Origin of the sequence: Priestia sp. YIM B13551, from assembly GCF_042787905.1 — a bacterium.
GTDB lineage: Bacteria > Bacillota > Bacilli > Bacillales > Bacillaceae_H > Priestia.
This window is the reverse complement of sequence record NZ_JBHZOX010000005.1, coordinates 339180-360868: the sequence shown is the minus strand read 5'-3', so window position 1 is coordinate 360868 and position 21689 is coordinate 339180. Positions and strand designations below refer to the sequence as shown.

Genomic DNA, 21689 nt, shown 5'->3' with positions numbered 1-21689 from the left:
AATCACTACACCTTGTGGAGAAAAGTTTTCCACAACACAAGATAGTGTGCATGAGTTGTCGATAAGAAATGGAAAAGTAGAAAAATGTCGAAAAAACTTATCCACAATGGTTTAAGAGAAGAATTTGAATAAAAAAGAGGCTTTTTATAACCTGTATTGTTGTAGTTTTGTTCAGTAAGGATGCGATCGCAGCTGGTAGAGAAAGAAAAAGAGATGAAAAGGAAAAATTTTTTCTTTAATAAATCAATGAATTTTATTGATTAGGTATAGACAATTGGGTTATAAAGATATTAGAATGAAGAAGATTGAGTAAAACAGATAATGAAACCAAGAGATTGAAAATTTTATTTTTTAAATAACATTGACATCTTCTTAGTCTTTTCATTATAATTGCAAGGACTGTCTTTTTCAGTTATTCCTCGAGGAGGTGTTTATAGATGAAAAGAACTTACCAACCAAACAAACGTAAGCACAGTAAAGTACACGGTTTCCGCGCTCGTATGAGCTCAGCGAATGGACGTAAAGTTTTAGCTCGTCGTCGTCGTAAAGGAAGAAAAGTATTATCAGCATAATAGACCACTGACGCCAGTGGTCTTTTTTCGCTTTATAAGGCTAAAATCACCTCTGTTCCTGTAGGGACTACATAAAAGCATGACCTGAAAAAGGGCAGGAGTTGTTAAAAATGAAAAAAAGATATCGTATAAAAAAGAATGATGAATTTCAAACAGTTTTTAAAAAGGGCAAGTCCGTAGCGAATCGCCAATTTGTCTTGTATGTTCTAGACAAACCGGATCAAGAACATTTCCGCGTAGGATTCTCCGTGGGCAAAAAGATTGGAAATGCCGTGACTCGTAATCGAGTTAAGCGCCTTGCTAAACAAATTATGTTTGAATTCACACCGTATTTGAAGCAAGACAAAGATTATATTGTAATTGCAAGGCAGCCTGCTGCAACAATGAGCTATGAAGAAATTAAAAGCAGCTTGCAGCATGTCTTTAAGCGTGGCAAATTACTTACACATAGACAAAACGATTAATAAACAATAGAAGAAAAGCCTTTAATAGCTGTTGTTTTTCTACCGCATCCTTATATAATGGATTTTGACGCACTTTCAGAATTGAAAGGTGAACATGTAGAAGGAGGAAAACAGGTGAAGAAGAAGTTGTTTTTAGGGATAACGCTTATCTTTCTATTAACTGTTTTAGCGGGTTGTACGGAAATTAACCAACCTATTACAGATGATAGTAAAGGTTTTTGGAATGAGTATGTTGTGTATCCGCTGTCATTAGTTATTACGTATCTGGCGGAGGTATTTAAAAGCTATGGAGTTGCGATCATCGTTGTCACAATCCTGATTCGCTTACTTATTCTACCGCTTATGATTAAACAGATGAGAAACACGAAAGCAATGCAGACGCTTCAGCCCGAAATGCAGAAGTTAAAGGAGAAGTACAGTTCAAAAGATGCCCAGACGCAGCAGCAATTGCAGAAAGAAACGATGGCATTATTCCAAACTTACGGAGTAAATCCTTTAGCTGGGTGCTTCCCAATTCTAATTCAAATGCCCATTCTTATCGGAATTTTCCACGCGATTACACGAACGTCAGAAATCGCAAACAACAGCTTTTTATGGTTTGATTTAGGTGCGCGTGATCCGCTATTTATCTTACCAGTTGTCGCAGGAATCACAACGTTTATTCAGCAAAAGATGATGATGGCCGGAAATGCAAATCAAAATCCTCAAATGGCTATGATGCTTTGGGTTATGCCGATCATGATTGTCGTTTTTGCAATCAATTTTCCAGCCGCTTTATCTCTTTATTGGGTAGTGGGAAATCTATTTATGATTATTCAAACCTACTTCATTAAAGGGCCAGACTTAAAACAAGCGAATATTGAAGGGGTTAAAAAATGAACGAAATCACAATTACGGCCCAGACGATTGAAGCTGCTGTTCAAGAAGCATTAGATGCTTTAGAAGTAGAGCGAAATCAAACAAATGTAGAAATAATTGAACCAGGCAAAAAAGGATTTTTAGGAATCTTTAAGGGAAAACCCGCAGTTGTAAAAGTTACAAAAATAGTTGACCCTGTAGAGGAAGCGGTTCATTTTATTACAAATGTTAGCCGTGAAATGGGGATTTCGATTCATACGAACGTCAAAAAAACCTCGAGAAACTGCATAATTGAGATTAGTAGCGATTCAGCGGGAATGCTGATTGGAAAACATGGACAAACCCTCAATGCGCTCCAGCTTCTCACACAACTGGTAGCTAATCGATACAGTCAGCAATTTTTAAATGTTGTATTAAACCCAGAAGGCTACCGAGAAAAACGAAAAGAAATGGTCGAAAAACTGGCATTAAAAATAGCGAATCAGGCGATTAAAACGAATCGATCTGTTCAACTAGAACCAATGCCTTCGCATGAAAGAAAAATGATTCACCAAGTGTTAGCTAAAAATTCTTTAGTTGAGACACACTCTATCGGAAAAGAACCGAAAAGAAGTATTTTGGTTCAGCCCGTCGGAAAAAAGCACTAGCAAAATGCGCTAGTGCTTTTTTATGTTTACTTTTATCAAGCTAGCGTTCAAAAAAACAAGTTACATACGTTGTTATTCACATGTGGATAAGTTAAAATAGTACATACTGCCTGTTTTTCTTGCTGTGCATAACAGAAGAACGTTAGAGATGTTCCAAATCGGTGAATTGTGGTATTCTATTTATTTGGTTCATACAAATTACGTGCCTTAAAATAGATGTTTTTGTTCGTGTAAAATTGTTAACGATGATAGTATATAACATCGTTTAAAATAAAAGGTTTATAAAATGAAATGAGGTGAAGTTGGTGCTAGATTTTGATACAATTGCGGCCATTTCTACACCAATGGGAGAAGGAGCTATTGCCATCGTCCGCCTGAGTGGTGAAGAAGCCATTACGATTGCAGATCGTATCTTTAAAAGCGTTTCGAACAAACGATTAACAGACGTAGCTTCTCATACTATTCACTACGGCCATATCGTAGATCCCAAGACAGAGCAAGTCGTCGAAGAAGTGATGCTTTCCATTATGAAAGGTCCCAAGACATTTACTAGAGAAGACATTATTGAAATTAACTGTCACGGAGGAATTGTATCCGTTAATCGTGTGCTGCAGTTAGTTATTGCAAATGGTGCCCGTTTAGCTGAGCCGGGTGAGTTTACAAAACGAGCATTTTTAAATGGTCGAGTAGACTTGTCACAAGCAGAAGCTGTAATGGATTTAATTCGTGCCAAAACAGATAAAGCGATGAATATGGCGATTGGCCAAATGGAAGGGCGTTTGTCCAAGCTAGTACGTCATTTACGGCAGGAAATTCTCGAAACACTTGCCCATGTAGAAGTAAACATTGACTACCCAGAATATGACGATGTAGAGGAAATGACTCACCAAGTATTGATCGAAAAAGCTTCAAATGTACGCCAAGAAATTGATAAGCTTCTTCAAACCTCTCATCAAGGAAAAATTTTAAGAGAAGGATTGGCTACGGTTATTATTGGACGTCCTAATGTAGGGAAATCTTCTCTTCTAAATAGTTTAGTGCAAGATGCAAAGGCCATTGTCACAGACATTCCTGGAACGACGCGAGATGTAATCGAAGAGTACGTCAATGTGCGAGGAGTTCCTCTGCGATTAGTTGATACAGCTGGAATTCGTGAAACAGAAGATATTGTAGAACGAATTGGTGTGGAACGCTCCCGTCAGTATTTGAAAGAAGCAGATTTAATTTTGCTTGTGTTGAATTTTAATGAAGAACTAACGGACGAAGATAAAAAGCTATTTGAAGCTGTAAAAGGCATGGACGTTATCGTGATTGTGAATAAAACAGATCTTGAGCAAAAAATTAATCTAGAGGAAGTGCAGCAATTTGCTGGTGATCATCCAGTAGTGACGACTTCGCTCCTTCAAGAACAAGGAGTAGATCAGCTTGAAGAAGCAATCGCAGCTCTTTTCTTTGGAGGAACAATTGAATCTCAAGATTTAACATATTTATCTAATACGAGACATATTGCGCTTTTAACGCAAGCAAGAGGAGCTATCGATGAGGCCATCACAGGCATTGAAAGTGGTGTTCCAATCGATATCGTCCAAATTGATTTAACAAGAACGTGGGAACTATTAGGTGAAATTATTGGTGATGCTGTTCACGAAAGCTTAATTGATCAGTTGTTCTCTCAATTCTGTTTAGGAAAATAGATTATTAAAGGAGGCTACTATTATGCAATATGAAGGTGGACAATATGATGTTATTGTCATTGGAGCAGGTCATGCAGGTTGTGAAGCCGCACTTGCTTCTGCGCGTATGGGTGCTAAAACGTTAACGTTGACCATCAACTTAGACATGGTGGCATTTATGCCCTGCAACCCTTCTGTAGGCGGTCCTGCAAAAGGTATTGTCGTACGTGAAATTGATGCTCTTGGCGGAGAAATGGGTAAAAATATCGATAAAACTCATATTCAAATGAGAATGTTAAACACAGGAAAAGGTCCAGCTGTTCGAGCACTTAGAGCTCAAGCGGATAAATTTGCTTATCAGCATGAAATGAAAAAAACGTTAGAAAATGAAGAAAATCTAACGCTTATGCAAGGTATGGTAGAACAATTAATCGTAGAAGACGGTGTATGTACGGGCGTTGTCACTCAAACGGGAGCTGTGTATAAAGCTAAAACAGTTGTTATTACGACAGGGACATTCTTACGCGGGGAAATTATTTTAGGTGAACTAAAATATTCAAGCGGTCCTAATAATCAACAACCGGCTATTAAGCTTTCTGAACACTTAGAGGAGTTAGGGCTGGACATGGTCCGTTTTAAAACAGGAACTCCACCTCGTGTTAATAGCTCAACTATTGATTACAGCAAAACGGAGATTCAGCCTGGGGATGATGTGCCTCGTGCTTTCTCATACGAAACAACACAGTACATTACAGATCAACTGCCTTGCTGGTTAACATATACAAGTGAACAAACTCATCAAATTATTGATGACAACCTTCACTTATCTCCTATGTATTCTGGGATGATCAAAGGTACTGGACCACGCTACTGTCCATCTATTGAAGATAAGGTTGTGCGCTTTAATGATAAACCGCGCCACCAAATTTTCTTAGAGCCAGAAGGACGAAATACGCAAGAAGTATATGTTCAAGGACTATCAACAAGCCTTCCTGAGCACGTACAGCGTCAAATGCTTGCGACAATTCCTGGTCTTGAAAAAGTCCAAATGATGCGTGCGGGCTATGCTATTGAATATGATGCAATTGTTCCGACTCAGTTATGGCCAACGCTTGAAACGAAGAAAATTAAAAATCTTTATACGGCTGGACAAATTAACGGAACATCTGGTTATGAAGAAGCTGCAGGCCAAGGTCTTCTTGCTGGAATTAACGCGGGAAGAAGAGCGCTGGAACAAGAAGAAGTCATCTTAGGACGTTCTGATGCTTACATTGGTGTATTGGTGGATGATTTAGTAACAAAAGGAACAAATGAACCGTACCGTCTGCTAACGTCTCGTGCAGAATATCGTTTATTGCTTCGTCATGATAACGCTGATTTACGCCTTACTGAAATTGGTCGTGAACTAGGATTAATCAGCGATGAGCGCTATGCTAAATTTGAACAGAAGAAAGCGGAAATCGAGCAAGAGAAGAAACGTCTTTTCTCCTTTATTATTAAGCCGAATGAAGCTGTTCAACAACTGATTAAAGAAGCTGGCGGCAGCGAATTAAAAGATGGCATTCGTGCGACAGATTTACTTCGCCGTCCTGAAATGACATATACTCATATTCATCAATTAGCACCAGCTGATGAGACGGTAGATCCTGAAGTAGCTGAACAAGTAGAAATTCAGGTGAAATACGAAGGATATATTCAGAAATCACTTCAGCAAGTTGAACGCTTGAAGAAGTTAGAAAACAAAAAGATTCCTGATTATATCGATTATGATGCAATTAACGGTTTAGCTACAGAAGCACGTCAAAAATTAAACCAAGTGCGTCCACTAACGGTAGCGCAAGCATCACGTATTTCTGGAGTCAACCCAGCTGATATTTCAATCTTGCTTGTTTATATTGAACAAGGGCGCATCGCTAAAGTATCAAATGATTAAAACTCTTAGGCGCGAAGAAAGGGAAACTCAATGAATATTCAACAGTTTCAACAGCTATTAGAGGAAAAGGGAATTTCTCTTTCTTCTAAACAGCTGAATCAATTTGAAAAGTATTATCAAGTTTTAGTGGAATGGAACGAAAAAATGAATTTAACTGCTATCACTGATCACGGTGAAGTGTATGAAAAGCATTTTTACGATTCTATTTCAGCTGCTTTTTTTCAAGACTTTACAGAAATTGAATCCATGTGTGATGTAGGTGCAGGAGCAGGATTTCCAAGTATTCCGATCAAAATTTGCTTCCCGCATTTGCATGTAACAATCGTTGATTCGTTACAAAAGCGTATTACGTTTTTAACGCATCTTGTAAATGAGCTTGAACTAGACAATGTCACACTATGTCATGATCGAGCTGAAACATTTGGTAAAAAAGAAACGATTCGCGAGTCATTCGATCTTGTAACGGCAAGAGCCGTGGCGCGTATCTCGGTTCTTAATGAATTTTGCTTACCGCTTGTTAAAGAACGAGGACGCTTTTTAGCAATGAAAGGTGCTTCTGCCCCTGAGGAATTAAAAAATGGAGAAAAATCATTCCAAGTATTAGGTGGAAAAGTGAAGTCGATTGAACATTTCCAATTGCCTTTGGAGCAAAGTGAACGTTACATTATTTTAATAGACAAAATCAAGAAAACGCCTAAAAAATATCCTAGAAAACCTGGTACCCCAGTTAAGCTTCCACTAGAGTAGGTATTAAATAGATAGAGAAGAGAATGTTTCATATGAAACATTTTCTTCTCTATATTTTCTGTTTAGAAAGCAGGATATGATTAAAAAACATCGAATTAGTTTAAGGCGGGATTTTCCTGAAGGTGGTGTGGGACTATGAAATCTGCTTTTTCACGTTTTTTTAATTTAAAAGAAAAAGATGAGGATATTCATGTAGAGATTGAAACTGTCCAAGATGAAAATGTCGAAAAAGTTTTAAGAGATGAAGTAAAACAAATTAGGGTTTCAAGTATTATTCCGAATCGTTATCAGCCGCGTACTGTGTTTAATGAAGCAAAAATTGAAGAGCTAGCTCTTACTATTCATACACACGGTATTATTCAACCTATTGTGGTTCGACCGACTGAGGGCGAAGAATACGAATTAATTGCTGGAGAACGCCGGTGGAGAGCTGTACAAAGCTTAGGATGGGATACGGTTCCTGCAATTGTGAAACATTTTAACGATACAGAAACGGCCTCTGTGGCTTTAATAGAAAACTTACAACGTGAAGAGCTAACGGCTGTCGAAGAAGCACTAGCCTACGCAAAGTTAATTGAGTTACATAATCTTACCCAAGAGGCATTAGCTCAACGTTTAGGAAAAGGCCAATCCACAATTGCAAACAAGCTTCGTTTGTTAAAGCTTCCTGTTGAAATACAAGAAGCAATCAAACAAAAATTGATTACAGAGCGACATGCAAGAGCGCTCATTCCCCTCAAAAATCAAGAAAAACAACTTCAAGTATTAGCTGAGATTATTGAAAAACAATTAAATGTAAAACAAACGGAAGATCGAGTAGTTAAATTGTTAGAAACGCAGGTTAAAAAGCCAAAAGCTAAAAGAAAAGCGTTTAGTAAAGATACGCGTATTGCAATGAATACAATTCGTCAATCCTTGACAATGGTTAGTGACAGCGGTATTTCATTAAACACGGAAGAAGAAGAGTTTGATGAATATTTTCAGTTTACTATTAAGATTCCGAAAAAATAAAGAAATAGCCCTCATCTTTTTTTGATGAGGCTTTTTTATCAAAGTTTTTCGTCAGAAAATTCAATGAACAATTAAACTGTCTGGACAAATGGGATGGAAATGAAAGTAGGTGACAACATGGGGAAAATTGTGGCAGTTGCGAATCAAAAAGGCGGAGTTGGAAAAACAACAACCGCTGTTAATTTAGGAGCTTGTTTAGCTGAACAAGGAAAAAAGGTTCTACTTGTAGACGGAGATCCACAGGGTAACGCTACGAGTGGAGTTGGCATAGATAAAGCAGATGTAGATGAATGTATTTACAATGTAGTAGTGGAAGATATGGAAGCCAAAAACGTTGTGCGTTCAACAGCCGTCGAAAATTTATCAATCATTCCCGCGACCATTCAATTAGCTGGTGCAGAAATTGAATTAGTGTCGACTATTTCACGTGAAGTTCGACTTAAGAGAGCTTTAGAAACGGTGAAAGATCACTTTGATTATGTTATTATTGATTGTCCCCCTTCTCTTGGTTTACTGACATTAAATGCTTTAACGGCAGCTGATTCTGTTTTAATACCTGTACAGTGTGAATATTATGCGCTTGAAGGATTAAGTCAACTGCTAAATACCGTTAGATTAGTCCAAAAACATTTGAATAATCAACTGCGTATCGAAGGTGTATTGTTGACTATGCTTGACGCACGCACAAATTTAGGACTGCAGGTAACAGCAGAAGTGAAGAAGTACTTTCAGGATCGCGTTTATCAAACGATTATTCCTCGAAATGTTCGTTTGAGCGAAGCACCTAGTCATGGTGAACCAATTATCTTATATGATGCAAGATCTAGAGGGGCCGCAGTTTATACGGAACTTGCAAAGGAAGTGATTTATAATGGCGAAAGGATTAGGGAAAGGAATTAATGCCTTATTTTCAGGCTTAGATGCACAGGCTGATGATTCAATTCAGGAAGTTGCTATTCACGAACTCAGACCCAACCCCTATCAACCACGTAAAACGTTTAATAAAGAAGCAATTAATGAGTTAAAGCAATCCATTTTACATCATGGCATCTTACAGCCTATTGTAGCTCGCAAAAGCATTAAAGGCTATGAAATCTTAGCGGGTGAAAGACGATTTAGAGCTGCTAAAGAAGCCGACCTTGCTACTGTTCCTGTCATTATAAAAGACTTTTCAGAAAAGCAAATGATGGAACTAGCTTTGTTGGAGAATTTACAGCGTGAAGATTTGACGCCAATTGAAGAAGCAACCGCTTATCAATTGCTTATGGATAAGCTCGATATGACACAGGAGCAACTTGCTACACGACTGGGAAAAAGCCGACCTCATATTGCTAACTATGTTCGCCTCTTGCAGTTGCCTGAGGAAATTCAAACCCTCATTTCTACTAATGAATTGTCTATGGGCCACGGGCGTACGCTAGTCGGTTTGAAAAATAAAGCTCTTCTACCTAAAGTCGTTGAAAAAATACGCAAGGAACAATTGAATGTTAGACAGCTAGAGGCTTATATTGCCCACTTAAATAAAGCCGTTCCACGTGAAACATCAAAAACTAAAAAAGATAAAGATTTATTTATAAAACAAAGTGAAACACAGCTTCGTGAGCGTTTTGGTACCTCTGTTCACATTACACAAAGCAAGAAAAAAGGAAAAATTGAAATCGAATTTTTCTCTAAAGAAGATTTAAACCGTCTTCTTGAATTATTTAACGATCTTTCTCAGACTAACAAATCTTCTGTATAAAAAAGGTTGTCCTAGTTTTAGGACAACCTTTTTTATTGTTTATAATGTCTTACAGGTTGGTAAACCGAAGAATTATTAAACTCTTTCTCTCGTTCGTTGTGCGCAGTCTCAATACTTTTCGCAATTAAATCGGCAATGCACATAACGAGGTGAAGCCTCGTATTTTGCAAGACGAAAAACTCCATAAATCCGCTCACGTTGACAACCCCTGTTATATGAATATCCCCGACTGGCGGCAATTCTTTATTAACTCCTGCTCCTGGTTTAACGGGTCCTATTCCAAGTGATGCAGAGCCTACGCTTTTCATACGACCTAAACAAGCATCAATTCCAATAATAAAAGGATTCGGGAAAAGCTTTTGAATATGTTTTAACGTTTCTTTCAAATTAACAGCATGAACAGGCTCTTCTAACGTTCCAAAAATGTGAAAAGATGAAACTTTTTTTTCATTCAGTTTCGTTCCGACTAATGGACCCAATGAGTCCCCAGTTGAACGGTCCGTTCCAATACATACAAAAACAATTGGTCTGTCTTTCTGTGCTGGAAGTAAAGATAGTAACTGTGTACTCAGCTTCTTTGTAGCAGATTCTTCATCATGAAATACGCGGGTTGAATGTTGTGTCTTCTCAAAGAAGGGAGATTTTAAATTCATAGGGTCCACTCCTTATACATAATAGTAACAGTATACGAAGATTTTGAAGATTCTATACATATATTTCATGGATTGGGGGAAAATCGATGTGGAGAGCAGGATGTAAATGGATATTCTTAATTATGGGAACCATGATAGGCGCTGGGTATGCTTCAGGGAGAGAGCTATGGCAGTTTTTTGGCGAAGAAAGCGGACTTGCTATTTTTCTATTTTCTATTATTTTTGCGATTTCTTGCAATGTGATTATGCAAATCAGCTATCGCTACCGAACCAATCAATTTTACCCAGTGCTAATTGAATTAATAGGAAAGAGATGGGCTGCAGCCTATGATGTTTTAATCGTTTTTTATTTGTTTACGACGACGGTGATTATGATCGCGGGCGGCGGGGCGACATTGGAAATGTGGCATGTTCCTTATTGGTGGGGAATTGGCGCTCTTAGTGCGTTTATCGTCTTTGTTTTTTCAAGAGGATTAAATGGGCTTCTTTCTATCAATTCTTTCGTTATGCCAATCTTAATGATTGGACTAGCTGGTGTCCTTCTTACATTTGTTTTACGTCATCCTGGAGTAACTGATTGGCATCTTCAGCATAATTGGCCTGCTGCGTTTACCTTTACGGCTTTAAATATTCTTCCTCTTGTCGCGGTATTATCTACAATTGGAAAGGAAATTAAAAGCAAAAAAGAGATTTATATTGCAAGTGTTGGCAGTGGCTTTTTATTAGGGGGGCTCTCCTTTATTTATAATGAATCGCTTATTCAAGTTTCAGGCCTTCTTTCTTCCTATGAAATTCCATTATTCGCTATTCTTAAAGACTTTCCTTATACGATGCTGTTTTTAATGAGCATTGTTTTGCTCATTGCAATTTATACAACAGCCGTATCGGGAATCTTAGGACTGACCGCGCGTTTTCATACTGAAAAGGTGCAATCTCTTTGGAAACTGGCAGCCTGCTGGCTACTTTTAATGATTCCCTTTACAAAGTTAGGTTTTTCTACTTTGATTGCCGTTTTGTATCCAATGTATGGAATCGTCAATTTATTTTTAGTAACAGCCGTTCTATTATATCCATTTCGAAATCGCTACAAAAGTTCGTAGAAACTTGCTACAATAGATTAAAACTTTCTCGTATGTAGAGTATGTTACGATAGGAGCTACATGTAGTATGAATTCGTTGACGTCAGTTTTTAAGAACGTATTTGAGCCGTTTTTTCAAGAAGAAACGTGGGCACACATTGGAGAAGGCTTCATAAAAATTCTGTTGATTCTGCTTATTTCCATGTTTTTAATTCGAATTGGAAAGCAAGCGTTAAATAAATTTGTAGAGGTTCGCACAAATAGCCCTCTGCGTATTTCTGAGCGACGAGAAGCTACCATGGTCCGTTTGCTTCAGAATGTTTTTTCTTATGTTATTTATTTCGTTGCCGGAGTTATGATTTTAGAAACATTATCGGTAGATGTTCGAGGATTGCTAGCGGGGGCTGGAATCGTAGGGCTCGCGGTAGGGTTTGGTGCTCAAAACTTAGTGAAAGACATCATCACGGGATTTTTTATTATCTTTGAAGATCAGTTCTCCGTTGGCGATTATGTTCGAGTAGGAACATTTGAGGGAACTGTAGAAGAAATTGGGTTGCGAACAACAAAGATTAAGAGTTGGACAGGTGAAATTAATATTTTGCCCAATGGCAGTATTGTGGAGGTCACTAATTTTTCGTTACATAACAGCGTAGCTTTTGTTGATGTAAGCATTTCTTATGAAGAAAACATACAAAAAGCAGAACAAGTGATTTTAGAGCTCTTAGAAGAATTGCCAAGCCGCTATGAAGATATGGTTAAAACGCCTGAATTGCTGGGGGTTCAAAATATCCATGCAACTGAAGTCACAATGAGGATTACAAGCGAAGTAAAACCAATGAGGCATTTCCATATTTCTCGTATGATTCGTAAAGAGGTGCGTACAAGGCTAAATGAACATGGCATTGAAGTTCCATTTCCTCGTATGGTTATGTATAATCGTACAGAAGAAGCACAGCATTCGTCGACGTTGAAAGGGAAATAAGGGGGAGAGAGCTGATGACGGAAAAAGAATTTGGTTTAAATGACGTTGTGGAAATGAAAAAACCTCATCCTTGCGGTACAAATGAATGGAAAATCATTCGAATGGGAATGGATATCCGCATTAAATGTGAAGGCTGCGGCCACAGCGTAATGATTCCACGACGTGATTTTGCACGTAAAATGAAAAAAATTCTTGTAAAGCATGAGGAATAACCTCATGCATTTTCTATGTTTATGCCTTATACTGTAAGGTGGGACAAAATGAAGTATCTTAACATGATGCGACTAAAGGTTCTTTATTAAACTTGTATTTCAAAAGTTGACTCACTATAATTGTGACAGGTTAACTTGTTTCGGATATATAAAGAGGAGTGAATAAATATATGGCTTTAACAGCTGGAATTGTTGGTCTTCCGAACGTTGGAAAATCAACATTATTTAATGCAATTACACAAGCGGGCGCAGAATCTGCGAACTATCCTTTCTGTACGATTGATCCTAACGTGGGTATTGTAGAAGTACCTGATCATCGTCTTCAAAAACTTACAGAGCTTGTAAAACCTAAAAAAACAATTCCAACAGCATTTGAATTCACAGATATCGCTGGAATCGTAAAAGGTGCTAGTAAAGGTGAAGGTCTTGGAAACAAATTCTTATCTCATATTCGAGAAGTAGATGCAATTTGTCACGTTGTACGTTGTTTTGAAGATGAAAACATCACGCACGTTTCAGGAAAAGTAGACCCTATTTCAGATATTGAAACAATTAATTTAGAATTAATTTTAGCGGATTTAGAAACGGTAGAGAAGCGTATCGGCCGTGTTCAAAAAATGGCTAAACAAAAAGATAAAGAAGCAATGTATGAATACGAAATTCTAGAGAAACTAAAGAATGCATTTGAAAGTGATCAGCCAGCTCGTGCTGTATCATTTACAGAAGAACAAATGAAGTTAGTAAAACAATTTCACTTGCTAACGATCAAACCTATTCTTTATGTAGCAAACGTTTCTGAAGACGAAGTAGCCGATGCATCTGCTAACGAATATGTAGCAAAAGTGCGTGAGTATGCGGCAAGTGAAGGCGCAGAAGTAATTGTTGTTTGCGCACGCATTGAATCTGAAATTGCTGAACTTGAAGGAGAAGAAAAAGCAATGTTCCTTGAAGAACTAGGCATTGAACAGTCAGGTCTAGATCAGCTTGTACGTGCAGCGTACGATTTACTTGGATTAGCCACGTACTTTACAGCTGGTGAGCAAGAAGTACGGGCGTGGACGTTTACACAAGGTATGAAAGCTCCTGAGTGTGCAGGTATTATTCATACAGATTTTGAACGCGGATTTATTCGTGCAGAAACGGTATCATATGAAGACTTATTAGCTGCCAAAACAATGGGAGCAGCTCGTGAAGCCGGAAAAGTACGTTTAGAAGGAAAAGAATACATCGTAAAAGACGGAGACGTTATGCATTTCCGCTTTAACGTATAAGATTAAAAGCCGAAAGAAAATATTTTCTTTTGGCTTTTGTCGTGTGTGAAAATATTAGCGTATATTTACGAAACAGGCGGCAATGCGTATTGCTTTGCCTATGGTAGTGTGCTATAATTTTAATTCGTGAGTAATATTTTATTGCTCCTTGCCCGTTTCGGGCCGTTAGACCAAAAGGAGGTGACAGTGATGAGAAAGTATGAAGTAATGTACATCATCCGTCCAAGCATTGATGACGAAGCAAAGAAAGCATTAGTTGAGCGCTTCAACGGCGTATTAACTGATAATGGTGCTGAAATCGCAAATGTTAAAGAATGGGGTAAACGTCGTTTAGCATACGAAATCAATGATTTCCGTGACGGTTACTACATGATTCTTGACGTGGCGGCTACTTCAGAAGCAGTTTCTGAATTTGATCGTCTTGCGAAAATCAACGAAGACATTATCCGTCATATCGTTGTTAAACAAGAAGCATAATTAAACGTTTAAATAAATTGGGTTTTATTTCCTTAAGGAGTGGTTCTGATGATGAATCGCGTAATTCTCGTAGGACGCTTAACCAAAGATCCTGAATTACGTTATACCCCGAGTGGAGCAGCGGTTGCAACATTCACTTTAGCGGTAAACCGCACATTTACAAATCAGCAAGGTGAACGTGAAGCTGACTTCATCAACTGTGTTGTATGGCGTCGTCAGGCTGAAAATGCAGCCAATTTCCTTAAAAAAGGAAGTTTAGCTGGTGTTGATGGTCGACTACAATCTCGCAGTTACGAAGGACAAGACGGTCGTCGTGTATACGTAACGGAAGTTGTAGCGGAAAGTGTGCAATTTTTAGAGCCGAAAAGTGGCGGTGGGGATACGCAACGCAGTAACTTTGCTAACACTGGAGGATCTGGACAAGGCTCTCCATTTGGAGATAATCAGAACCGTAACTCAGGTAATCAAGGTTATACTCGCGTTGATGATGATCCATTTGCAAATAATGGCGAGACAATTGACATTTCTGATGACGATTTACCGTTTTAATTCGCAGTAGATTATCCGGAGTATAAAATTTTATAGAAACTTTTAAGCGGAAGGAGGCGTATCAAAATGGCAGGTGGACGTAAAGGTGGACGCAACAGACGTCGTAAGGTTTGTTTCTTCACAGCAAACGGCATCACTCACATCGATTACAAAGATGTAGATATGCTTAAAAAATTCGTTTCAGAGCGTGGTAAAATTTTACCTCGTCGTGTAACTGGAACAAGCGCTAAATACCAACGTAAATTAACGATCGCTATCAAACGCGCTCGTCAAATGGCATTATTACCATATGTTTCTGGTGAATAATGAACGGTATAAAAAGAGGCAGTAAGGGAATCCTTACTGCCTCTTTTTACATTACATAGGTACTCTTTTGCCAAATAGTTGCTTCTTACTAACTGAATCGATAAAATAAATAATAGTCTATATCAACGAGGTGAAGTTGTGAAAGGAATTCGATATATTACAGAAGGAGCAGCTCTTTTAGCCCTGTTTGTGGCGCTGTTGCTTTTTTCACTATACATACCTGTTGTGGGAACCATTTTTCAACTAGCGCTAGCTGTTCCATTTATTGTGTATACCGTTCGTCATGGGTGGAAAAAGGCAATATTATTTTTAGTAGTAGGGTTGTTATTGACTTTGTTATTTGGAAATGTGTTGACTCTTCCTTTTACATTTGTATTTGGTATTGGTGGATTAGCAATAGGAATGCTTTACCGACAAAAACAAAAAAGGTATACCATTTTACTAGGCGGCACGGTTGCATTTAGTTTAGGTTTACTTTTATTGTTCGTAGGAGCAAATGTCATTTTTAATGTTAATTTAATGGAGCAAATAAATAATGCTTTAGATCAATCGATTAATCAAAGTATTGAAATGATGAAAAGTTTAGGACAAGACGTTAAGGAATCTCAAATTGACCAAATGAGAGATGCATTTGATATGTTTAAAAATCTGTTGCCTCTATTAATTGTTATAGGTGGAGTTATTCTGGCCTTTTTCTCTCAGCTTATTGCTACGCCTATTCTTAAAAGAACAGGTTATGAGGTGCAAGCATTCCCGCCTTTTCGTGAATTCAAACTTCCTAAAAGTATTCTATGGTATTATTTGATTGCATTAATCTTATCCTTCCCATCTTTTAATATTGAACAAGGTACATTTATGTACGTAGCTATTATCAACATCGTGATGGGACTGCAAATGTTAGTAGTGTTACAAGGGATCTCTTTTATTTTCTATTTCTCACATCAAAAAGGGTATGCCAAAGCAATTCCAATTGTTGTAACAATTTTAGCATTAATTATTCCAATTATCCTTCAAATTGTGCGCATCTTAGGTATAATTGATTTAGGATTTAATTTAAGAAAACAATTAGACACAAAAAAGTAGATATTGTGGAACTTAAAAAAGTAGGAGCTGAAATGGATGCCTGTCTTTACAAAAAAGAACGTCATTCGCTATCCATTTTACTCATTGTATAGTATAGCCCTGATTTTAGTAGGTATCGTGACCTATCATAATTGGATCATAGGAATGATAGGCTTCATATTACTATTGGCCTGTCTTTTTCTATACATGAGAATGGAGCGAATGCTGTCCGATGAGTTTGAAACCTATATTTCAATGCTGTCTCATCGGCTGAAAAAAGTAGGCGAAGAGGCATTAATGGAAATGCCTATTGGGATTATGCTGTTTAATGATGAATATCAAATTGAATGGACAAATCCTTTTCTAGCATCTTGTCTGGGTGAAGACACACTAGTGGGAAGATCATTATACGATGTAGCCGAAAGCATTATTCCACTGATCAAACAAGAAGTGGAAACAGAAGCTGTCACATTGCATGATCGGAAATTCAAAGTGGTGATTAAACGAGACGAGCGCTTACTGTACTTCTTTGATATTACAGAGCAAATAGAAATCGAAAAATTGTATGAAGAAGAACGAACAAGTTTAGGAATTATCTTCTTAGATAATTATGATGAACTAACGCAAGGAATGGATGATCAAGTTAAAAGTAACTTGAATAGCCAAGTAACCTCAATATTAAATAATTGGGCTCAAGAATACGGTATTTTTATTAAACGTACGTCTTCTGAAAAGTTTATTGCGATTATGAATGAACAAATCTTAATTCATTTAGAGCGAAGTAAATTTTCTATCTTAGACCAAGTTCGAGAAGAGACGTCTAAACAAAATATACCGCTTACATTGAGTATCGGTATTGGGGCTGGTGCGGCTGATTTACCCGAACTGGGTGCTTTGGCTCAATCTAGCTTGGATTTGGCCTTAGGTCGTGGTGGAGATCAAGTAGCGATTAAACAGCCGAATGGAAAAGTGAAATTCTTTGGAGGTAAGACAAACCCAATGGAAAAACGGACGCGCGTGCGTGCAAGAGTTATTTCTCACGCGTTAAAAGAGCTCATTACAGAGAGTGGAAAAGTGATTATCATGGGTCATAAGTATCCGGATATGGATGCTGTAGGAGCTGCTATTGGGATACTAAAAGTAGCCCAAGTAAATCAGAAAGACGGTTTTATTGTATTAGATCCTGATCATATCGACACAGGTGTTCAGCGAATGCTGGAAGAGATTAAAAAGAAAGAAGGCCTGTGGGAACGATTTATTACGCCTGAAGAAGCCTTAAATCTTGTGAGTGATGATACTCTTTTAGTAGTAGTAGATACGCATAAGCCGTCCCTGGTTATTGAAGAAAGGTTATTAAATCGTATTGAAAATGTCGTGGTCATTGATCATCATAGACGAGGAGAAGACTTTATCGAAGATCCTCTTCTTGTCTATATGGAGCCATATGCTTCCTCGACAGCAGAACTCGTTACTGAGCTTCTTGAATACCAGCCAAAACGATTTAAAATTGATATGCTAGAAGCAACAGCACTTTTAGCCGGTATTATTGTCGATACAAAAAGCTTTACATTACGCACGGGATCTCGTACGTTTGATGCAGCGTCCTTTTTACGTTCTCAAGGCGCAGATACGGTTCTTGTTCAAAAGTTTTTAAAAGAAGATATCACGCAATATGTACAGCGAGCACGCTTTATTGAACATGCAGAGATTTATACAGCAGGTATTGCCATTTCACGAGCTGAACCAAACAAAATGTATGATCAAGTGTTAATTGCGCAAGCTGCAGATACGCTGCTTTCAATCAGCGGAGTGGTTGCTTCGTTTGTTATTTCTAAGCGACGGGATAATCTAATTGGCATTAGTGCTAGATCGCTGGGAGATATCAATGTACAAGTTATTATGGAAAGTCTCCAAGGCGGAGGCCACTTAACGAATGCTGCTACTCAGCTTCAAGACATTAGTTTGGATGAAGCTGAAGAACGGCTTAAACAAGCAATTGATGAGTACTTAGATGGAGGTAAAAAATCATGAAAGTAATTTTCTTAAAAGATGTAAAAGGAAAAGGCAAAAAAGGTGAAGTGAAAAATGTTTCAGACGGTTATGCACATAACTTCTTATTAAAAAATGGTTATGCTGTTGAAGCTACAGGCGGTAATGTGAAAGTATTAGAAGCACAAAAAAATAGAGAGCAAAAAGATGCAGCTGCAGAACTTCAAGCAAACAAAGAGTTAAAAGCAACTCTTGAAGAACTAACAGTTGAATTAACAGCAAAATCTGGTGAAGGTGGCCGTTTATTCGGTTCTATCACAAGCAAACAAATTGCTGAAGAATTAAAGAAAAAGCACAAAATTAAAGTAGATAAGCGTAAAATTGAATTAAATGATGCAATTCGCGCATTAGGCTACACAAATGTACCGGTTAAATTACACCCGGAAGTAACGGCTACGGTAAAGGTACACGTGACTGAACAAAAATAAACGTAAGATTGAGAAATAAGTAAATAATATAAAGGGTTGGCGCGGACTTGTATTTGTTCGCGCCAACATTTATGATGAAAGAAAATACTGAAAGAATATAAGAGGGGCATAGAAATATGAGTGATCTTTTTGCTGATCGTCTTCCGCCTCAGAATATTGAAGCAGAGCAAGCGCTATTAGGGGCCATTTTCTTAGAGCCTTCTTCTTTAACCTTAGCATCTGAACTGCTAATACCTGAAGATTTTTACCGGGCATCGCACCAGAAAATCTTTACATGTATGCTGAAACTTTCTGACCAAGGTGAACCGGTTGATTTGGTAACGGTAACGTCTGAATTAGCTGACCAAAAAATCCTAGAAGAAGTTGGCGGCGTATCGTATTTAAGTGATTTAGCTAACTCTGTTCCAACGGCTGCAAACGTAGAGTATTACGGTAAAATCGTAGAAGAAAAGTCGATTTTACGCCGTTTAATTCGTACTGCAACGCATATTGCTTCAGAAGGATATGCAAGGGAAGACGAAGTGGAAGTTTTATTAAATGAAGCGGAAAAAAACATTTTAGAAGTAGCACAGCGTAAAAACAGCGGTGTGTTTCAAAATATCAAAGATGTACTTGTACAAACGTACGATGATATCGAAGTTCTTCACAATCGAAAAGGTGACATTACAGGTATCCCAACCGGGTTTAGTGATTTAGATAGAATGACAGCAGGGTTCCAGCGAAATGATTTAATCATTGTAGCGGCTCGACCATCTGTAGGTAAAACGGCTTTTGCCTTAAATATTGCGCAAAACGTTGCAACGAAAACGGATGAGAACGTAGCCATCTTCAGTTTAGAGATGGGTGCTCAGCAGCTTGTTATGAGGATGCTGTGTGCGGAAGGAAATATTGATGCACAAAGGCTGCGTACAGGTTCGCTTACAGCTGATGACTGGGGAAAGCTCACTATGGCAATGGGATCTTTGTCCAATGCAGGGATTTATATTGATGATACACCGGGTATTCGTGTAGGTGAAATTCGTTCTAAGTGTCGTCGCTTGAAACAAGAAGGCGGGCTTGGGATGATTTTAATTGACTACTTACAGCTCATTCAAGGAAATGGACGAAGCGGAGAAAACCGACAGCAGGAAGTATCTGAAATTTCTCGTGCGTTAAAAGCTTTAGCTCGTGAATTAGAAGTTCCTGTTATCGCCTTATCACAGCTTTCCCGTGGAGTAGAGCAAAGACAAGATAAGCGACCAATGATGTCTGATATCCGTGAATCCGGAAGTATTGAGCAGGATGCCGATATCGTAGCTTTCTTATATCGTGAAGACTATTATGAAAAAGATACAGAAAATCAAAATATTATCGAGATTATTATAGCCAAGCAGCGTAACGGTCCAGTTGGAACCGTACAGCTTGCCTTTGTAAAAGAGTACAATAAATTCGTTAATCTCGAGCGGCGCTTTGATGACGCAGGAGTGCCGCCTGGTGCATAAAACCTCTCAATATGAGAGGTTTTATTTTATTGTTATCGCATTCGTTCCGCAAAATACGATATATTTGTAATAACTTTTGTTAAATCGTTCGGATTTAATTGACTTTAGCGTGATAAATTGATACACTTATCCATGGTTAAATTATGTCGTAGTGAGCTGTTGCTTACTAAGCGGAGGTGCTTAAGATATGTCTTCAGTCGTTGTAGTAGGAACACAATGGGGAGATGAAGGAAAAGGGAAGATTACAGACTTCCTATCAGAAAATGCAGAAGTGATTGCACGTTACCAAGGTGGGAACAATGCAGGTCATACAATTAAGTTTAATGGTGAAACTTATAAGTTACATTTAATTCCTTCAGGTATTTTTTATAATGACAAAACATGTGTAATTGGAAACGGTATGGTTGTCGATCCAAAAGCGCTTGTTCAAGAATTAAAATACTTACATGATCGCGGTGTAACAACAGAAAACTTACGTATTAGTAACCGAGCTCATGTGATTCTTCCGTATCATTTAAAATTAGATGAAGTTGAAGAAGAACGTAAAGGTGAAAATAAGATTGGTACAACGAAAAAAGGTATTGGACCAGCTTATATGGATAAAGCAGCACGTGTTGGTATTCGAATTGCTGATTTACTAGACCGTGAAGTATTTGAAGCAAAATTAACACAAAACTTAGCTGAAAAGAATCGCCTTCTTGAAAAAATGTATGAAGTAGAAGGCTTTACATTAGAAGAAATTTTAGATGAGTACTATGAGTATGGTCAACAAGTTGCAAAATATGTTGTTGACACATCAGTAGTATTAAATGATGCGTTAGACGAAGGACGTCGTGTACTATTTGAAGGCGCACAAGGTGTTATGTTAGATATCGACCAAGGAACATATCCATTTGTTACATCTTCAAACCCAGTAGCGGGTGGAGTAACAATTGGTTCTGGTGTAGGTCCATCTAAAATCAAACACGTTGTAGGTGTATCAAAAGCGTATACAACTCGTGTTGGTGACGGTCCTTTCCCAACTGAATTAACAAACGAAATCGGTGATCAAATCCGTGAAGTAGGACGTGAATATGGTACAACAACTGGTCGTCCTCGCCGTGTAGGTTGGTTCGACAGTGTAGTTGTACGTCATGCTCGTCGCGTTAGCGGAATCACAGATTTATCTTTAAACTCAATTGATGTATTAACGGGAATTGAGACATTAAAGATTTGTGTAGCTTACCGTTATAAAGGGGAAGTTATGGAAGAATTCCCTGCTAGCTTAAAAACACTTGCAGAATGCGAACCTGTATATGAAGAGCTTCCAGGTTGGACAGAAGATATTACGGGTGTGAAAACATTAGATGAGTTACCTGATAACGCTCGCCACTACTTAGAGCGAGTGTCTCAATTAACAGGTATTCCTTTATCTATTTTCTCTGTAGGTCCAGATCGCACACAAACAAATGTATTACGTGGTGTATATAGCTAAATAAAAAAGGTTAGCTCCTC

The 21689-nt window shown here is 38.1% G+C and carries 23 protein-coding genes; 22 read left to right on the top strand and 1 reads right to left on the bottom strand.

Annotation, left to right across the window (positions count from 1 at the left end):
• Positions 1 to 437: 437 nt before the first annotated feature.
• The 10 genes from rpmH (at position 438) to ACFX4N_RS23440 (ending at position 9646) form a co-directional block, all read left to right on the top strand.
• Positions 438 to 572 carry a 50S ribosomal protein L34 gene (rpmH, locus tag ACFX4N_RS23485; protein ID WP_013059930.1) on the top strand — a complete coding sequence of 45 codons (135 nt, stop codon included), beginning with the start codon at positions 438 to 440 and terminating at the stop codon, positions 570 to 572.
• Positions 573 to 682: 110 nt separating this feature from the next.
• On the top strand, positions 683 to 1036 hold the full coding sequence (gene rnpA, locus ACFX4N_RS23480) for a ribonuclease P protein component (RefSeq protein WP_013059929.1): 354 nt from the start codon (positions 683 to 685) through the stop codon (positions 1034 to 1036).
• Positions 1037 to 1150: 114 nt separating this feature from the next.
• Entirely contained in the window at positions 1151 to 1915 is a 765-nt protein-coding gene (gene spoIIIJ / locus ACFX4N_RS23475) for a YidC family membrane integrase SpoIIIJ (RefSeq protein WP_013059928.1), read from the top strand.
• Entirely contained in the window at positions 1912 to 2541 is a 630-nt protein-coding gene (gene jag / locus ACFX4N_RS23470; RefSeq protein WP_013059927.1) for an RNA-binding cell elongation regulator Jag/EloR, read from the top strand. The genes spoIIIJ and jag overlap by 4 nt, the downstream gene beginning before the upstream one ends.
• 305 nt (positions 2542 to 2846) lie before the next feature.
• Positions 2847 to 4235, top strand: coding sequence for a tRNA uridine-5-carboxymethylaminomethyl(34) synthesis GTPase MnmE (gene mnmE / locus ACFX4N_RS23465; RefSeq protein WP_029319516.1), 1389 nt, complete (start codon positions 2847 to 2849; stop codon positions 4233 to 4235).
• A gap of 22 nt (positions 4236 to 4257) precedes the next feature.
• Entirely contained in the window at positions 4258 to 6147 is a 1890-nt protein-coding gene (mnmG, locus tag ACFX4N_RS23460) for a tRNA uridine-5-carboxymethylaminomethyl(34) synthesis enzyme MnmG (protein WP_063670755.1), read from the top strand.
• A gap of 30 nt (positions 6148 to 6177) precedes the next feature.
• Positions 6178 to 6894, top strand: coding sequence for a 16S rRNA (guanine(527)-N(7))-methyltransferase RsmG (rsmG, locus tag ACFX4N_RS23455; protein ID WP_029319514.1), 717 nt, complete (start codon positions 6178 to 6180; stop codon positions 6892 to 6894).
• A 135-nt stretch (positions 6895 to 7029) separates the two neighbouring features.
• Entirely contained in the window at positions 7030 to 7905 is an 876-nt protein-coding gene (gene noc, locus ACFX4N_RS23450) for a nucleoid occlusion protein (RefSeq protein WP_013059923.1), read from the top strand.
• A 117-nt stretch (positions 7906 to 8022) separates the two neighbouring features.
• Positions 8023 to 8805 (top strand): ParA family protein, encoded by a 783-nt coding sequence (locus tag ACFX4N_RS23445; protein WP_013059922.1) that lies wholly within the window; start codon positions 8023 to 8025, stop codon positions 8803 to 8805.
• Complete coding sequence (locus ACFX4N_RS23440) at positions 8777 to 9646, top strand: ParB/RepB/Spo0J family partition protein (RefSeq protein WP_013059921.1); 870 nt, start codon at positions 8777 to 8779, stop codon at positions 9644 to 9646. The genes ACFX4N_RS23445 and ACFX4N_RS23440 overlap by 29 nt, the downstream gene beginning before the upstream one ends.
• 32 nt (positions 9647 to 9678) lie before the next feature.
• Here the strand turns inward: ACFX4N_RS23440 and yyaC are convergent, their stop codons facing one another.
• The gene (gene yyaC / locus ACFX4N_RS23435; protein ID WP_013059920.1) at positions 9679 to 10299 is read right to left on the bottom strand and encodes a spore protease YyaC; all 621 of its coding nucleotides are present in this window, start codon (positions 10297 to 10299) and stop codon (positions 9679 to 9681) included.
• A gap of 86 nt (positions 10300 to 10385) precedes the next feature.
• Here yyaC and ACFX4N_RS23430 point away from each other — a divergent pair, with 86 nt between their 5' ends.
• From ACFX4N_RS23430 to ACFX4N_RS23375, 12 genes are all read left to right on the top strand, one after another.
• The gene (locus ACFX4N_RS23430) at positions 10386 to 11399 is read left to right on the top strand and encodes a YkvI family membrane protein (RefSeq protein ID WP_013059919.1); all 1014 of its coding nucleotides are present in this window, start codon (positions 10386 to 10388) and stop codon (positions 11397 to 11399) included.
• Positions 11400 to 11466: 67 nt separating this feature from the next.
• A complete protein-coding gene (locus tag ACFX4N_RS23425; protein ID WP_029319512.1) occupies positions 11467 to 12360 on the top strand; it encodes a mechanosensitive ion channel family protein in 894 nt (297 codons plus the stop codon).
• A gap of 14 nt (positions 12361 to 12374) precedes the next feature.
• Positions 12375 to 12572 carry a DUF951 domain-containing protein gene (locus ACFX4N_RS23420; RefSeq protein WP_013059917.1) on the top strand — a complete coding sequence of 66 codons (198 nt, stop codon included), beginning with the start codon at positions 12375 to 12377 and terminating at the stop codon, positions 12570 to 12572.
• A 170-nt stretch (positions 12573 to 12742) separates the two neighbouring features.
• Positions 12743 to 13843, top strand: coding sequence for a redox-regulated ATPase YchF (ychF, locus tag ACFX4N_RS23415; protein ID WP_013059916.1), 1101 nt, complete (start codon positions 12743 to 12745; stop codon positions 13841 to 13843).
• A gap of 189 nt (positions 13844 to 14032) precedes the next feature.
• Positions 14033 to 14320 (top strand): 30S ribosomal protein S6, encoded by a 288-nt coding sequence (gene rpsF / locus ACFX4N_RS23410; RefSeq protein WP_013059915.1) that lies wholly within the window; start codon positions 14033 to 14035, stop codon positions 14318 to 14320.
• Positions 14321 to 14368: 48 nt separating this feature from the next.
• The gene (gene ssb / locus ACFX4N_RS23405; protein WP_013059914.1) at positions 14369 to 14869 is read left to right on the top strand and encodes a single-stranded DNA-binding protein; all 501 of its coding nucleotides are present in this window, start codon (positions 14369 to 14371) and stop codon (positions 14867 to 14869) included.
• A gap of 66 nt (positions 14870 to 14935) precedes the next feature.
• Entirely contained in the window at positions 14936 to 15175 is a 240-nt protein-coding gene (gene rpsR, locus ACFX4N_RS23400; RefSeq protein WP_013059913.1) for a 30S ribosomal protein S18, read from the top strand.
• A gap of 138 nt (positions 15176 to 15313) precedes the next feature.
• On the top strand, positions 15314 to 16258 hold the full coding sequence (locus tag ACFX4N_RS23395; protein WP_013059912.1) for a YybS family protein: 945 nt from the start codon (positions 15314 to 15316) through the stop codon (positions 16256 to 16258).
• A 36-nt stretch (positions 16259 to 16294) separates the two neighbouring features.
• The gene (locus ACFX4N_RS23390; protein WP_057275249.1) at positions 16295 to 18268 is read left to right on the top strand and encodes a DHH family phosphoesterase; all 1974 of its coding nucleotides are present in this window, start codon (positions 16295 to 16297) and stop codon (positions 18266 to 18268) included.
• Positions 18265 to 18714 (top strand): 50S ribosomal protein L9, encoded by a 450-nt coding sequence (rplI, locus tag ACFX4N_RS23385; RefSeq protein WP_013059910.1) that lies wholly within the window; start codon positions 18265 to 18267, stop codon positions 18712 to 18714. Before ACFX4N_RS23390 ends, rplI begins: the two co-directional genes overlap by 4 nt.
• A 116-nt stretch (positions 18715 to 18830) precedes the next feature.
• A complete protein-coding gene (gene dnaB, locus ACFX4N_RS23380; protein ID WP_013059909.1) occupies positions 18831 to 20195 on the top strand; it encodes a replicative DNA helicase in 1365 nt (454 codons plus the stop codon).
• Between the two features lie 187 nt (positions 20196 to 20382).
• Positions 20383 to 21669: an adenylosuccinate synthase gene (locus tag ACFX4N_RS23375; protein ID WP_013085553.1), complete on the top strand. Its 1287-nt coding sequence runs from the start codon at positions 20383 to 20385 to the stop codon at positions 21667 to 21669.
• Positions 21670 to 21689 lie beyond the last annotated feature (20 nt).

What these genes read in the sequence shown, in the direction of transcription:
- rpmH (WP_013059930.1), top strand. Translation starts at nt 438, where the DNA reads ATGAAAAGAACTTACCAACCAAACAAACGTAAGCACAGTAAAGTACAC.
- rnpA (WP_013059929.1), top strand. Translation starts at nt 683, where the DNA reads ATGAAAAAAAGATATCGTATAAAAAAGAATGATGAATTTCAAACAGTT.
- jag (WP_013059927.1), top strand. Translation starts at nt 1,912, where the DNA reads ATGAACGAAATCACAATTACGGCCCAGACGATTGAAGCTGCTGTTCAA.
- mnmG (WP_063670755.1), top strand. Translation starts at nt 4,258, where the DNA reads ATGCAATATGAAGGTGGACAATATGATGTTATTGTCATTGGAGCAGGT.
- rsmG (WP_029319514.1), top strand. Translation starts at nt 6,178, where the DNA reads ATGAATATTCAACAGTTTCAACAGCTATTAGAGGAAAAGGGAATTTCT.
- noc (WP_013059923.1), top strand. Translation starts at nt 7,030, where the DNA reads ATGAAATCTGCTTTTTCACGTTTTTTTAATTTAAAAGAAAAAGATGAG.
- ACFX4N_RS23445 (WP_013059922.1), top strand. Translation starts at nt 8,023, where the DNA reads ATGGGGAAAATTGTGGCAGTTGCGAATCAAAAAGGCGGAGTTGGAAAA.
- ACFX4N_RS23440 (WP_013059921.1), top strand. Translation starts at nt 8,777, where the DNA reads ATGGCGAAAGGATTAGGGAAAGGAATTAATGCCTTATTTTCAGGCTTA.
- yyaC (WP_013059920.1), bottom strand. Translation starts at nt 10,299, where the DNA reads ATGAATTTAAAATCTCCCTTCTTTGAGAAGACACAACATTCAACCCGC.
- ACFX4N_RS23430 (WP_013059919.1), top strand. Translation starts at nt 10,386, where the DNA reads ATGTGGAGAGCAGGATGTAAATGGATATTCTTAATTATGGGAACCATG.
- ACFX4N_RS23425 (WP_029319512.1), top strand. Translation starts at nt 11,467, where the DNA reads ATGAATTCGTTGACGTCAGTTTTTAAGAACGTATTTGAGCCGTTTTTT.
- ACFX4N_RS23420 (WP_013059917.1), top strand. Translation starts at nt 12,375, where the DNA reads ATGACGGAAAAAGAATTTGGTTTAAATGACGTTGTGGAAATGAAAAAA.
- ychF (WP_013059916.1), top strand. Translation starts at nt 12,743, where the DNA reads ATGGCTTTAACAGCTGGAATTGTTGGTCTTCCGAACGTTGGAAAATCA.
- rpsF (WP_013059915.1), top strand. Translation starts at nt 14,033, where the DNA reads ATGAGAAAGTATGAAGTAATGTACATCATCCGTCCAAGCATTGATGAC.
- ssb (WP_013059914.1), top strand. Translation starts at nt 14,369, where the DNA reads ATGATGAATCGCGTAATTCTCGTAGGACGCTTAACCAAAGATCCTGAA.
- rpsR (WP_013059913.1), top strand. Translation starts at nt 14,936, where the DNA reads ATGGCAGGTGGACGTAAAGGTGGACGCAACAGACGTCGTAAGGTTTGT.
- ACFX4N_RS23390 (WP_057275249.1), top strand. Translation starts at nt 16,295, where the DNA reads ATGCCTGTCTTTACAAAAAAGAACGTCATTCGCTATCCATTTTACTCA.
- rplI (WP_013059910.1), top strand. Translation starts at nt 18,265, where the DNA reads ATGAAAGTAATTTTCTTAAAAGATGTAAAAGGAAAAGGCAAAAAAGGT.
- dnaB (WP_013059909.1), top strand. Translation starts at nt 18,831, where the DNA reads ATGAGTGATCTTTTTGCTGATCGTCTTCCGCCTCAGAATATTGAAGCA.
- ACFX4N_RS23375 (WP_013085553.1), top strand. Translation starts at nt 20,383, where the DNA reads ATGTCTTCAGTCGTTGTAGTAGGAACACAATGGGGAGATGAAGGAAAA.